This is a genomic window from Burkholderia sp. RF7-non_BP4 (assembly GCF_001521935.1).
In the GTDB taxonomy this organism is placed as follows: Bacteria; Pseudomonadota; Gammaproteobacteria; order Burkholderiales; family Burkholderiaceae; genus Burkholderia; species Burkholderia diffusa.
The window spans coordinates 42,920-55,588 of sequence record NZ_LOTA01000057.1 but is presented as its reverse complement, the minus strand read 5'-3'; the positions used below and the strand labels follow the sequence as shown (position 1 = coordinate 55,588).

The following is a 12,669-nucleotide window of genomic DNA, read 5'->3' as shown; positions in this document are numbered from 1 at the left end:
GTTTCCTGCCGGATGATTAAAAAGCCCCATGCCGCCCTCATTATTTCTTGTCCGGCAGCCCTGACTAGCTGCCGCGTCCCAGTTTAAAACCGGGTTTATGGTATTCCACGTGCCCGAGATCCATCATTTTCCATCGGCCCCCCCAGGTCAGGCCGACCTGCTCGGCAACCTGTCCGTACAACTGGTAGCCGCGCATCGCCCAGGGATCTTTCTCGGAAATGACCAGCTTGCCGTCGCGCAGAAACGCGTTGTCGGCCGCGAGCCCGAATTGGTGATAACTCTGGAAGGCCGCCGCATTGGTCACGTTGGTGCCCATCTGCGCGAGCCGATTCTGTCGTTCCGGGCTCCGATAACCTTCCAGCAGCGCCATCTCGTAACCATATTGTTCGTGCATGATCTTGTAGACCAGCAACAAACGCGTACGGAAATCGGGATCCAGCAGGTTCCAGTCGCGGCTTGCATCCTTCAGTGCCGGCCGCACCTGTTCGACTTCCTTCGTGGCAAAGACTTCCGGCGGCAACGGCGGGGGCGGCACGAGTTGTTCGCCCTGCAGCAGCGCGGCGATCTTTTCGTCGGGCACGCGCGCCGTGTCGTCGTACTGAAACAATTGCCGACCGCGTAACGCAATGGCCACCAATGGCGGCGTCGCAAGAATACCTGCCGATACCATAATCATCAAGCGCCGCCGAATCAGTAAATTTTGCACATCGCTTAATGCGCCGCGCGTAACGGTTGCCGATTTAACAATTTGACTTCGCGTGCGTGCGGCGCGAGCGTTCGCACGGCGTGTCAGGCGGCCGTGAAACTGGGCGACGGATTCGAAAACCGCCGTGCGGATACCCGGTAAAAGCAACAGTGCCGCGACCGCGACGGCAAGGGCGAAATAGGCGACGAGTGCGACGGCAATCAACGAAATCCCCGGAAATTGGAATTGATTGTGTTTTGCAATGCTTGCTCTTAGAATCAGGCTGCTTTGAGAGGCCGGGCTATATTATCGCGGTGAATTAAACCAGGATTCAATGAGACGCTGAATGAGTGCGCCGGAAAATTCAAATTCGAAAACCCCGCCGAGCCTGCTGTCCGATACCAAACCGGCAGGCGAGGGCGGACCGCAGCAGTCGCGCATTCTCGCGAATCTGGAAGGACGTGTCACGCCGCCGGCCGAAGCGCCGCGCCGCTCGCTGAAAGGGCCGATCGCGGCCGTCGTCGCGCTCGTGGTCGCCGTCGGCGGCTGGGGGGCATGGCGCTGGCAGCAGCAATCCGGCGAGCAGGCCGTCGTGGCCGCCGCGCCCGCACAGGCAGCGGCAAAGGCCGAGGCGGCCAGCGGCGCCGCCGTGCAGGTCGCGCAGAATGCCGCGTCGGCCGCTCCCGCCGCGCAACCGGCCACGATCGTCAATGACGATGCGGCGTCCCAGACCGTTGCGTCCGCATCGGGCGCATCGGGCGCGGACAACAGCCGCTTGTCGCGCGCGCTCGCGAACGGCGCCGACGACGCCTCGGGCGCGGCCACGGCAGGCGCCGTCGCCGCGACGGCCGCCGCCGCCGCTGCGACGACGAAATCGGCGAAGGCCGAAGCCGCGCAGAGCGGCAAGGTCGCCGCACGCGGCAAGGCCGATGGGAAGGCAGACACGAAGGCGGAGGCCCGCAAGCACCACAAGGAACAGCAGGCGGAGCTCGCGCAGGCGAAGAAGCGTCATGACGCGACGACCCGTACCGCGAGCGCGAAGGCCGCCGGGAAGGACGACCCGGATGCGGACCTGCTCGCCGCGCTCGTCGCACGCACGAAGCCGGCCGACAAGAAGGTCGCCGCGCAGAAGGGGCAGGCCGTGCCGACCAAGACGGCCGCCACGACGGGCGGTTCGCTCGCGGCGCGCGTGAAGGAGTGCTCGGAGCGCGGCTTCTTCGAGGATCAGCTGTGCCGCTGGCGCGTCTGCGACGGCCACTGGGGCAAGGATCCGGCCTGCCCGACCGCCGCGCAGTCGGAGACGCGGCAGTAACCACGCGTCACGCCGGCCTGCTCACCCGCACATGCGCCGCCCAATGGGCGGCGCGTTGTTTTTGGGGCCGCCGGACACCCGACACCGGACGTCCGTATGCGACGCCGTCACGAAAATGTCGCATGCGTCGGGCATACGTTTCCTTTCAATTTCCCGGCGTGGCGCCGCAATGCGCGATGCGCGGCGCGATGCGCGCCGCACCACCTTCGACACGATGGACCTGATCGTACAGACTTACGGCGCCGATACGTCCGGCATGGTGTGCGGATTCCGCTTCGTCCCGGGCGGCTCGGGTGCGATGCTCGACGCCGACGCGGCCGCTGGATGGCTGCGCACGTGCCGCGAGCGCGATGCGGCCGCCTCGGACGATTTCGTCTGGCTGCACTTCAATCTCGCGCACGGCGCAAGCGAGCGCTGGATGCGCACGCACCTCGGATTGCCCGACAGCTTCTTCGCATTCCTTCACGAAGGATCGCGCTCGACGCGCATCGAGCAGGAGGACGGCGCGCTGCGCGCGATCGTCAACGACGTGATGTTCAACCTCGAGCTGACGCCGTCGGAAATCGCGACGCTGTTCGTCCACGTCGAGCGGCGCATCATGGTCACCGCGCGGCTCAAGCCGCTGCGCTCGGTCGACACGCTGCGCGCCTGCGTGCGCGACGGCGAGCGGTTCCGCTCGCCGGCCGAACTGCTCGTGCACCTGCTGCGCGACCAGGCCGACCTGCTGATCCAGATCATGCGGCGCACGAGCATCGACGTCGACCGCATCGAGGATCGCTTCCTGTCGCAACGGCTCACGTCGAATCGCGTCGAACTCGGCGCGATGCGCCGGACGCTCACGCGGCTGCAGCGCATGCTCGCGCCGGAGCCGGGGTCGATCTTCCGGCTGCTCGCGAAGCCGCCCGCGTGGCTGCATGCCGAAGACGTGCAGGAGCTGCGCGAGTCGACCGAGGAGTTCTCGCTGGTGCTCGCCGATCTGTCGGGGCTCAACGAGCGGATCAAGCTGTTGCAGGAAGAGATCGGTTCGCGGCTCGACGAGCAGAACAACCGGACGCTGTTCACGCTGACGCTGGTGACCGTGATCGCGCTGCCGATCAACATCGTCGCGGGCTTCTTCGGGATGAACGTCGGCGGCGTGCCGTTCTCGGAGAACAAGCACGGGTTCTGGCTGATGGTGCTGCTGGTCGCGGGCTTTACCGCGCTCGCCGCGTGGTGGGCGTTTCGCCGGCGCGACGATCGCTAGCGGCGGTCACGAAAAAAACAGGCCCCGTATCCGGGGCCTGCCAAAGGACGTGAAAGATCGAACGCCGGCCGGCGCCGCGAACGGCGCGGCACCGGTCGGCCGGACGACGTTACTGAACCAGCGTCTTGCGCGGCTTGAACATGCCCTGGTAGCGCAGCGACGGACGTTCCTTCACCGTCGGCGCGATGCCGCCGAAGCTCGGCGTCTGGCGCAGCTTCATCGCGGCCGGCGAGGCGACCGAGCCGATCGACGTCGAACGCGAAGCCGGCGCGAGGTTGTTCGCGACCAGCAGCGCGGCCTCGCTCTTCAGGTTCGCGAGCAGCACCGGATCGGTCGAGCCGTTGACCTGCGTGAGCAGGCCGCTCCACGCGGCGTCGCTGTAGTTTACGACGTAGTAGTCGAGACCGCTCGGATCCGCGACCACGCCCGTGCAGCCGTCGATCCGCGTTTGCGTCTGCGTATCCTTCAGCGCGAGCGTCGTGTGTTTCGCGAGACCCTGGCCGTACGCGAGCGTGATCGGTACCGTCCACTGCAGGCCCGGATACGCGTTCTTGTTCGGGAACGGCTGCTGTTTCAGCGTGACGATCGTCTGGTTCTTCGTCATGTCGCACTGCGTATCGAGCGAGATCAGCGGCACGCCCGTCTGGCGCACGTAGCTGTCGCCGATCGGGCCGACCGGCTGGCCGCTCGCCTTCGACAGCGCATCCCACAGGCGCTTCGGCGTGCCGTTGCCGAACGAGTAGTCGACCAGGTATTGCTGCAGGCCCTTGCGCAAGGTTTGCTCGCCGAGATAGTTCTCGAGCGTCTTCAGCACGTGGCCGCCCTTGTCGTACGTGAACGCGCTCGCGCTCAGCACGAAGTCGTTCGACGCCCAGTCGTTGAAGTTCGGCGCGACCGGGAACGCGTTCGGGCCGATGTCGCGATTGATCACGCGATACTTGTTCTTCACCTGATCGAGCCAGCTGAACTCGTCGGGGAAGAACTGGATCGTCGTCTTCGTCTCGAAGAACGTCGCGAACGATTCATTGAGCCAGACGTTGTCCCACCAGTCGGTCGTGACGAGGTCGCCGAACCACTGGTGCGCGACCTCGTGCGTCAGCACCTCGTTACCGTAGCGCGACATCGGCTGGCCCGGCTGCGGCAGGATGTCGTCGGCGAACTCGAGGATCGACCCCCAGTTCTCCATCCCGCCGAAGTTCAGGTCCTTCTGCTCCTTGAACGCGTCGTTCGCGGCGACCGTGTCGAACTTCGTCAGCGGCAGCGGGATGCCCGTGTAGCGGTAGTAGAAGTCGAGCGCCTGCTTGGTGCGGTCCATCGCCGGCTTCGCCCAGTCGCTCATGCCCGGCGGCGTGAACACGCGCAGGTGCAGACCGCCCTTGCCGCCCGGCAGCGGGCTCGAGAAATCGTCCTCGTAGGTGTCGAACATGCCGCCGCCGAAGAACAGCAGGTACGACGGCATCGGCGGCGTCTTCTCGAACTGCACGAGCTTGTAGCCGCCGCCGACGTTGGTCGACGGCTTCTCGGCCGCGTTCGATACGACGCGCCAGTTCTGCGGCACTTCGGCCGTCACCTCATAAGTCGGCCGGAATGCCGGCTCGTCCCAGCCCGGGAACCACTGGCGCGACAGGTTGGTTTCGCCCTGCGTGAGGATCGCGCCGCTCGTCGTGCCGTCGGTGCTCTTCAGGTCGACACGGAACACGCCTTCCGCGGCCGAGCAGCCCGGATACGGATCGTCGCCGCAGCTGCCGCCCGTCTGCGTGGCCGGATCGTCGTACGACTTGAAGTTGATGATGCCCGACCACTCCATGTGCAGCGAATAGTTGCCCGGCGCGATGGTGCCGGCGACGGGGCGCAGCTGGTAGAAGTCGCCCTTGTCCTGCGGCGTCGCGATCAGCTGGATGTTGCCCGGCTGCAGCGTGATGCGGCCGTTCGTGAACTTGATGCGGTGACCGGCGATCACGATGTTGTTGACCGGCTTCAGCACCTTGATCTCGACATCGGCGCGCCCGTCGAACGCGTTCAGCGCTTCGTTCGGGCGGAACCACAGCCGGTAGTTGACGGGTACCACGGTGTCCGGCAGCTCGACAGGCGACACGCTCTTGTCGACGTTGGACGCGCTCGGCGGCGTGTTGGCCGCGGGCGACGAGCTCGAGTGCGGCGCGCCGGCGGAGCTGAGCGCGGAAGCCGAGCCGACGCCGCTGTCGTCGCCGCCGCACCCGGCGAGCGCGAGCGCGGCGACCAGCGGCAGGTAACGCATCTTGTGAATGTTGATCGACATGACTGAAACCTCGATTGTTGAAAGAATCGTTCAGTGCTGCGAAAACGCCGGCAAAAGAAATCCCTCGCCGTTAATCAACGGCGACGAGAAATTCCAATGACGGATTATTCGAAAAGACGGCGGCCGACTACGTGAAGGTAATCATGGTTTACTGCCCCCTCTGTGTTTCCGGATGTCGGTTAACTTGCCGGTTCAAAATGGCCGGGCGCGTGTTGTACTGAATTGATTTCGCGCGCACGACACGGGGCCGCCCGCCCTGCACGGGGCGTGCATTCCCTTTGAACCGACAGCCCACGGGGCTGGCCGTACCAGGCCGCAGGACGGAAGGACGGCATGTCGCCGTTCCGTAAAATCGCCGTCATGCGGCTTGAAGGTTTGTCGGCCTGCTCGAAGGATGCGTAAATATACTTGATGGTTTTGGGTAAAGGAAACGAAAAAATTAGAAAGTGCTTCGATTGAATTTTTTGCGCGCCATTGAATGCTGGGAGGCATTAATTCGCTCTCCGTTCGACTGCTTGTTTCCGTAGTTTTAATCTATTAACGATCTCGGCGGCGCGCGAAAACTACGAATCAGGGCGGAGCGTGGCGTGCTCGGTACAATGCAGCGACGATCCGTCAATCGATTGCCGCAAGGAGGCCTGCCCATGCCACGAGCCCTGTTCCGTATCGCGCCGCTGCGCGCCATGCTGCTGCTGTTCGCCGCCGTCTTCGTGCTCGGCGGTTGCGCGGGCCTGACGCGCGAGCCGGTGAGCGTGACCGTCGCCGGGCTCGATCCGCTGGTCGGACAGGGCCTCGAGATGCGCTTCAGCCTGAAACTGCGCGTGCAGAACCCGAACGACACGCCGATCGAATACGACGGCATTTCGGTCGCGCTCGAACTGAACGGCACGCCGTTCGCGAGCGGCGTCAGCGATCGCTCGGGCGTCGTGCCGCGCTTCGGCGAGGCCGTGATCGACGTGCCCGTTTCGGTGTCGGCGTTCGCCGCCGCGCGCCAGGCGTGGAACCTGCCCGGCGCGGCGGCCAACGGCGAGTTGCCGTACGCGCTGCGCGGCCGGCTCGCGGGCGGCGTGCTCGGCACCGTGCGCTTCAGCGATGCGGGCACGTTGCGCATGCCGGCGATGCCGGGGTGGGGCGGGTAGGCTGCCTGCGCGATGCCAGTGCGGTCGCGCGCGCTTTGCCGCGCGGGCAAAGCGCGGTATGGTGTGGTCCGCGCGGCGCGCTCCTGTAGCGCCGCCTGTCTGAAGCCAACCGTAGCCGAGCTCGCGTGACCGATTTTCCCGTTTTCCACTGGACCGACGCCGACGGCGCCGAACATGCCGTGCGCTGGCGCTCCGAAGCCGGCGTGCAGCCGCCCAGGCGCGCCGTGCCCGCCGACGACCGCCTCACCGCCGACGTCGCGTACCGCCTCGCGTGCGAGGGCACGGCGCTCGTCTGGCAGGGCGACTTCCAGAACGCGCGCCAGCTCGTGCAGGCGATGGCGCGCCGCGTCGAACGCAAGCCGAAGAAGGCGAAGGCCGCGGTGGGCGTCGACGCGTTCAACCTGCACCGCCTCGCGCAATCGCAGCGCGCCCGCACGCTCGGGATGCTGCTGATCCCGCTCGACGCCGACTACACGATCCCGCTGCGCCGCGCGCCCGACGTGCGTGCCGCGTGCGAGGAAGCATACGGCCCGGGCGGCGCGCCGTCGGTCGTGTCGCTGCGCGAGCTGCTCGGCCTCGTCGGCGCGCACGAATGGCGCAAGAAGGGCGTGCCGATTCCGGCGCTCGGCGGCGCGCCGATCCATCCGCATTACGGTGTGTTTTCGCCGGTGCGCGGCGAATACGTCGAACTCGTCGCGCGCACGCCGCTGCCCGCGACGTCGCTCGCGTTCGACATCGGCACGGGCACCGGCGTGCTCGCGGCCGTGCTCGCGTCGCGCGGCGTCGAACGCATCGTCGCGACGGATCAGGATCCGCGCGCGCTCGCGTGCGCCCGCTAGAACGTCGCGCGGCTCGGTCATGCCGAGCGCGTCGAGGTCGTCGAAGCCGACCTGTTTCCGGCCGGCCGCGCGCCGCTCGTCGTCTGCAATCCGCCGTGGGTGCCGGCCCGTCCGAGCGCGCCGATCGAATATGCGGTCTACGATCCCGACAGCCGCATGCTGCGCGGTTTCCTCGCGGGGCTCGCCGACCATCTCGAACCGGGCGGCGAAGGCTGGCTGATCCTGTCCGATTTTGCCGAGCATCTCGGCCTGCGGCCGCGCGACACGCTGCTGCAATGGATCGACGAAGCCGGTCTCGTCGTGCTCGGCCGCGAAGACATCCGCCCCGCGCACCCGAAGTCCGCCGACACGGACGACCCGCTGCACGCGGCACGCCGCGCCGAGGTTACGTCGCTCTGGCGGCTCGGCGCGCGGGCCTGATCGCGTATTTTCGGTAAACTGTCGCCATTCCTCACGAATTCCCGCCGCCGGGCCGTGGTCGACCGACCGTGGCCCGGCGCCGCTTCACGATGTCGAACAAGACCTACGAAATCCGTCCGGAGCAGTCCGTCGAGCTGCTGAAGGAACTGCACATCCTCACCCGCGACGGCAAGCTGAACCAGGACAGCCGCCGCAAGCTGAAGCAGGTCTATCACCTGTTCCAGTTCATCGAGCCGCTGCTCGCGAGCGTGCAGGCCGACAAGGGCGGCGTGACGCTCGTCGATCACGGCGCCGGCAAGTCGTATCTCGGCTTCATCCTGTACGACCTGTTCTTCAAGCAGCAGCCGGGGCACGGCACGCCGGCGTTCGCGTCGCACGTGTACGGGATCGAGACGCGCGAGGAGCTCGTCACGCGCTCCACCGAACTCGCCGCGCGACTCGGGTTCGGCGGCATGTCGTTCCTGAACCTGTCGGTCGCCGATTCGATCACGTCGCCGACGCTGCCCGAAACGGTCGATGTCGTCACCGCGCTGCATGCATGCGACACGGCGACCGACGACGCGATCCGTTTCGCCCTCGCGAAACGCGCGCAGCACATCGTGCTGGTGCCGTGCTGCCAGGCGGAAGTCGCGGGCGTGCTGCGCAGGAACAAGGGCAAGTCGCTCGCGAACGCGCTGACGGAAGTGTGGCGGCATCCGCTGCATACGCGCGAATTCGGCAGCCAGATCACCAACGTGCTGCGCTGCCTGCAGCTCGAGGCGCACGGATACCAGGTCAGCGTGACCGAGCTGGTCGGCTGGGAACATTCGATGAAGAACGAGCTGATCATCGCGCAGTACAAGAACCTGCCGCGCCGCAAGCCCGCCGAGCGGCTGAACGAGATCCTCGGCATGTTCGGGCTCGCCGAACTGAACGAGCGCTTCTTCGCGCCGGCGCCCGCGGCGGCGGCGGGCGAGGCCGCCGAGCCGGCTTCGGACTGACGCCGGCCGACGCGCAGCCCGTTTGCCGCGCGGCAGCCGGCCGTCGCGCGACGCGTCAGACGTCGTCGCCCGGCCGGCGCATCCATTCGCGCCAGCCGTCGTGGCCGAGGCGGCGCAGCGTTTCCTGGTTTTTCTCGTAGATCGCGGACGCGTCCGGGAACGCGTCGACCGCGCGCGCGATGCTGTCCTCGCGCAGCAGGTGCAGCATCGGATACGGCGCGCGGTTCGTGTAGTTCTCGATGTCGTCGGCTTCGCTGCCTTCGAACCGGTACTCGGGATGGAAGCTCGCGATCTGCAGCACGCCGTCGAGCCGCAGTTGCCGCACGAGCCGGTCGGCGAAGAACAGCGCATCGTTGTAGTCGACGAAATCCGCGAACGCGCGCGGATAGATCACGAGCGTCGTGTCGACCTGCTGCGGATCCGCCGCTTCGAGCGCGCGCAACTCGGTTTCGAGGTCGGCGAGCGCGTCCTCGAGCGTCGTCGCTTCGCTGATCGCATAGCGCACCTGCTCCTTCACGTAGACGCTCTTCGCGAACGGGCACAGATTGAGCCCGATCACCGCGCGCGCGAGCCAGTGCCGCGTGGCGGCGAGGATGTCGTCGTGCGAATCGGGGCGGGTATCGGTCATGGCGAGGGCAGTCGGGTCAGGCGGCAGCGAGGGCCGCATTGTAGCGGAGCGGGCACGCGAGATTTGCGCATGCACCGCCCGTCACGCGCAGGCGGCTTCGATCAATTGAGTGACCAGCGCGGGCGCGGTGCCGATCGGCGTTTCGCCGTGCCGGTAGGTCTGGCTGGCCGCGTAGATGCCCTCGACCACGAGCGCGAGCGCGTCGGCGAGCGCTTGCGGCTGCCGGGCGCCTGCGCCTTCGCATAGCTCGACGAGCCGCTTCATCAACTGCTCCTTGTTCTGCGCGACGCGCTCGCGCGCCGGATGCGACGCATCGGGGAATTCGGCCGCGACGTTGACGAACGGGCAGCCGCGATAGTCCTTCTGCGTCGCGCGCTCCGCGAGATCGACGAAATACTGGATCAACTGCGCCTTCGGCTGGCCCGGATGCTTCGCGACGCTCGAATCGAAGCGCTCGAAGAAGCACGCATCCATCCGTTCGAGATACGCGAGGATCAGCTCGTCCTTCGACGAGAACTGGCGGTACAGGCTCATCTTGTTGACGCCCGCGCGTTCCACGACCGCCTCGACGCCGACCGCGCGCACCCCTTCCTTGTAAAACAGCTCCTCCGCGGCGCGCAGCAGGTGTTCGTGCGCGGCGGCCGCGGCGATCGGCTGGCGCGTGCGGCGTGCCGGCGGCTTGTTGGCGGCTTCGATGCCCGACATGATGACCCTCGACTGCGTGGTGAATTGCTTGACATGTTACCGACTGGTAACTACGATCGCAACACACTTGTGACCGATCGGTAACAATGCCGACGGATCGACAGACGAATGCCAGGTATCGGCCCGGGTCAGCCGATGCAGCGTGCGGCGGAGGTGGCCTGGTGGTGAGGCGGGGCAGGCGCGCGGGCGCCGGGCCGCCAACTGGAGAGCGATGACATGAACTGGGCAGTGACACGAATCGGCGGGCGTTTCCATTACGGATGGCTCGCGGCGGCGGTGGTTTTCCTGATCCTGCTGGCCGCGGCCGGCACGCGCGCGACACCGAGCGTGCTGATGGTGCCGCTCGAGCGCGAACTCGGCTGGAGCCGCGCGGCGATTTCGCTGGCGATTTCGGTGAACATCGCGCTGTACGGCCTGACGGGCCCGTTCGCGGCGGCGGCGATGCAGCGCTTCGGGCTGCGGCCGACGATCCTGACCGCGCTGGTGACCATGAGCGCGGGCGTCGCGCTGTCGTCGATGATGACGCAGAGCTGGCAGATGGTCGTGATCTGGGGGCTGATGGTCGGCTGCTCGACGGGTGTCGTCGCGCTGACGCTGTCGGCGACCTTCGTCACGCGCTGGTTCCATGCGCGGCGCGGCCTGGTGATGGGCATCCTGACGGCGAGCACGGCCACCGGCCAGCTCGTGTTCCTGCCGATGCTCGCGGCGATCGCGCAGCGACACGGCTGGCGGCCGGTCGTGCTGGTCGTCGCGGTGGCGGCCGCGATCGTGATTCCGCTGGTCGCGTTCCTGCTGCCCGAGCGGCCGGCCGACGTGAAGCTGCGCCCGTACGGCGAGCCGGCCGACGCGCCGGCCGCGCCCGACGCGACGAAGGAGAACCCGCTCGCGGTCGCGTTCCGCACGCTGCTGACGGCGAGCCGCTCGCGCGACTTCTGGCTCCTGTTCTTCAGCTTCTTCATTTGCGGTGCGAGCACCAACGGCTATGTCGGCACGCACCTGATCGCGATGTGCAGCGACTACGGGATGACCGAAGTGCAGGGCGCATCGCTGCTCGCGGCGATGGGCGTGTTCGACCTGTTCGGCACGACGCTGTCGGGCTGGCTGTCCGACCGCTACGACAACCGCGTGCTGCTGTTCTGGTACTACGGGCTGCGCGGATTGTCGCTGATCTACCTGCCGCATGCGTTCGGCATCGATTTCTTCGGGCTGCCGCTGTTCGCGATGTTCTACGGGCTCGACTGGATCGCGACCGTGCCGCCGACGGTACGGCTCGCCACCGACGTGTTCGGCAAGGCCGCGGCGCCGGTCGTGTTCGGCTGGATCGTCGCGGGCCACCAGCTCGGCGCGGCATTCGCGGCGCTCGGCGCGGGGCTGCTGCGTGCCAGCCTCGGCACCTATACGATCGCGTCGATGATTTCGGGCGGGCTCTGCATCGTCGGCGCGCTGATCGTGCTGCGGATCAACCGCGGCCCGTCCCGCGCGGCCGCGCAGGCCGCCTGAGCGCGGCGCTCCGGCCGGCCCGTGCGCGGGCGCGGCCGGTCAATGCGGAATCGGTGATTTGCATTGCGCGGGATGACCGGGCGCGTGACGCCTCAAGCGGTTATGCTTGCGGTTCGCCAGGCGTTCGCGCCCCTTCATCGATGTCAGCGAGGAACCGCATGTCCGTCAAACCTGCACCCACCACTGTTTCGATTCACGACCTGATCGCGGGCCGCTGGAGCCCGCGCGCGTATTCGGACGAGCCGATCAGCGGCGCCGATCTGCATGCGGTGCTCGAAGCCGCGCGCTGGGCGCCGTCCGCGTACAACGCGCAACCGTGGCGCTTCATCGTGTTCGACCGCACGCAGGACGAAGCGGCGTTCAAGCGCGCATTCGCGACGCTGGTGCCGTTCAACCAGGGCTGGAACGCGCCGGCGCCGGTGCTGATCGCCGTGACCGCGCACACGCTCACGCCGAAGGGCGAGCCGGCGCCGACCGCGCTGTACGACGCGGGCGCCGCCGCGATGTCGCTGGTGCTGCAGGCGCATGCGCTGGGTCTCGCCGCACACCAGATGAGCGGCTTCGACGCGAAGGCGTTCCGCGACGCATTCGAGATTCCGGCCGACGTCGCGGTTCCGGCGATCATCTCGCTCGGCCACTACGGCAACGTCGACAAGCTCGATCCGGTGCTGCGCGATCGCGAAAAGGCGCCGCGCACGCGTCACGCGATCGGCGAAGTCGTCTATGCGGGCGCATGGAAGAAGGGTTTCGACGCCGCAGCCTGATCCGCAAGCCGGCAGCGTTCGTCGAGCACCCGGTCCGCGTCAGTTGCCGGCGCGCCGCAAGCGGGCGGCGCAGAGGCGTGGCGCAGGATCGATCCCCTGTCCGCACCCGTCGACGGCGCGCCGCGGGTGCGCCCGATCGCGGCCCCCGGGCCGGTTGCACCGGCATCGGTGGGCGA

10 protein-coding genes and 1 pseudogene are annotated in these 12,669 nt (G+C 67.3%); 7 read left to right on the top strand and 4 right to left on the bottom strand.

What is annotated here, in order from left to right; genetic code table 11:
- Positions 1–64 precede the first annotated feature (64 nt).
- Entirely contained in the window at positions 65–910 is an 846-nt protein-coding gene (locus tag WS49_RS20745) for a M15 family metallopeptidase (protein WP_059532780.1), read from the bottom strand.
- Between the two features lie 121 nt (positions 911–1,031).
- Between WS49_RS20745 and WS49_RS20740 the strand changes: the two genes are divergently transcribed.
- Both WS49_RS20740 and WS49_RS20735 read left to right on the top strand, forming a co-directional pair.
- Positions 1,032–1,997 (top strand): hypothetical protein, encoded by a 966-nt coding sequence (locus WS49_RS20740; RefSeq protein ID WP_059532777.1) that lies wholly within the window; start codon positions 1,032–1,034, stop codon positions 1,995–1,997.
- Between the two features lie 214 nt (positions 1,998–2,211).
- Positions 2,212–3,240, top strand: coding sequence for a transporter (locus WS49_RS20735; protein WP_059532842.1), 1,029 nt, complete (start codon positions 2,212–2,214; stop codon positions 3,238–3,240).
- Positions 3,241–3,349: 109 nt separating this feature from the next.
- On the opposite strand, the gene WS49_RS20730 is transcribed toward WS49_RS20735, so the two are convergent.
- Positions 3,350–5,518 (bottom strand): M1 family metallopeptidase, encoded by a 2,169-nt coding sequence (locus WS49_RS20730; RefSeq protein WP_059532774.1) that lies wholly within the window; start codon positions 5,516–5,518, stop codon positions 3,350–3,352.
- A gap of 644 nt (positions 5,519–6,162) precedes the next feature.
- Here WS49_RS20730 and WS49_RS20725 point away from each other — a divergent pair.
- From WS49_RS20725 to WS49_RS20715, 3 genes and pseudogenes are all read left to right on the top strand, one after another.
- Complete coding sequence (locus WS49_RS20725; RefSeq protein ID WP_059532770.1) at positions 6,163–6,657, top strand: LEA type 2 family protein; 495 nt, start codon at positions 6,163–6,165, stop codon at positions 6,655–6,657.
- Positions 6,658–6,782: 125 nt separating this feature from the next.
- Positions 6,783–7,916 (top strand): annotated as a pseudogene (locus WS49_RS20720) (methyltransferase).
- Between the two features lie 89 nt (positions 7,917–8,005).
- Positions 8,006–8,896: a class I SAM-dependent methyltransferase gene (locus tag WS49_RS20715; protein ID WP_059532767.1), complete on the top strand. Its 891-nt coding sequence runs from the start codon at positions 8,006–8,008 to the stop codon at positions 8,894–8,896.
- Between the two features lie 55 nt (positions 8,897–8,951).
- Here the strand turns inward: WS49_RS20715 and WS49_RS20710 are convergent, their stop codons facing one another.
- On the bottom strand, positions 8,952–9,524 hold the full coding sequence (locus WS49_RS20710) for a DUF1415 domain-containing protein (protein ID WP_059532764.1): 573 nt from the start codon (positions 9,522–9,524) through the stop codon (positions 8,952–8,954).
- A gap of 81 nt (positions 9,525–9,605) precedes the next feature.
- Entirely contained in the window at positions 9,606–10,229 is a 624-nt protein-coding gene (locus WS49_RS20705) for a TetR/AcrR family transcriptional regulator (RefSeq protein ID WP_059532763.1), read from the bottom strand.
- Positions 10,230–10,445: 216 nt separating this feature from the next.
- Here WS49_RS20705 and WS49_RS20700 point away from each other — a divergent pair, with 216 nt between their 5' ends.
- Together WS49_RS20700 and WS49_RS20695 are read left to right on the top strand one after the other, a co-directional pair.
- A complete protein-coding gene (locus tag WS49_RS20700) occupies positions 10,446–11,729 on the top strand; it encodes an MFS transporter (RefSeq protein ID WP_059532761.1) in 1,284 nt (427 codons plus the stop codon).
- A 158-nt stretch (positions 11,730–11,887) separates the two neighbouring features.
- The gene (locus WS49_RS20695; RefSeq protein WP_059532759.1) at positions 11,888–12,493 is read left to right on the top strand and encodes a nitroreductase family protein; all 606 of its coding nucleotides are present in this window, start codon (positions 11,888–11,890) and stop codon (positions 12,491–12,493) included.
- The last annotated feature ends 176 nt before the right edge of the window (positions 12,494–12,669 follow it).

Coding starts and splice junctions, on each gene's coding strand:
- WS49_RS20740 (WP_059532777.1), top strand. CDS start 1,032: ATGAGTGCGCCGGAAAATTCAAATTCGAAAACCCCGCCGAGCCTGCTG.
- WS49_RS20735 (WP_059532842.1), top strand. CDS start 2,212: ATGGACCTGATCGTACAGACTTACGGCGCCGATACGTCCGGCATGGTG.
- WS49_RS20730 (WP_059532774.1), bottom strand. CDS start 5,518: ATGTCGATCAACATTCACAAGATGCGTTACCTGCCGCTGGTCGCCGCG.
- WS49_RS20725 (WP_059532770.1), top strand. CDS start 6,163: ATGCCACGAGCCCTGTTCCGTATCGCGCCGCTGCGCGCCATGCTGCTG.
- WS49_RS20715 (WP_059532767.1), top strand. CDS start 8,006: ATGTCGAACAAGACCTACGAAATCCGTCCGGAGCAGTCCGTCGAGCTG.
- WS49_RS20710 (WP_059532764.1), bottom strand. CDS start 9,524: ATGACCGATACCCGCCCCGATTCGCACGACGACATCCTCGCCGCCACG.
- WS49_RS20705 (WP_059532763.1), bottom strand. CDS start 10,229: ATGTCGGGCATCGAAGCCGCCAACAAGCCGCCGGCACGCCGCACGCGC.
- WS49_RS20700 (WP_059532761.1), top strand. CDS start 10,446: ATGAACTGGGCAGTGACACGAATCGGCGGGCGTTTCCATTACGGATGG.
- WS49_RS20695 (WP_059532759.1), top strand. CDS start 11,888: ATGTCCGTCAAACCTGCACCCACCACTGTTTCGATTCACGACCTGATC.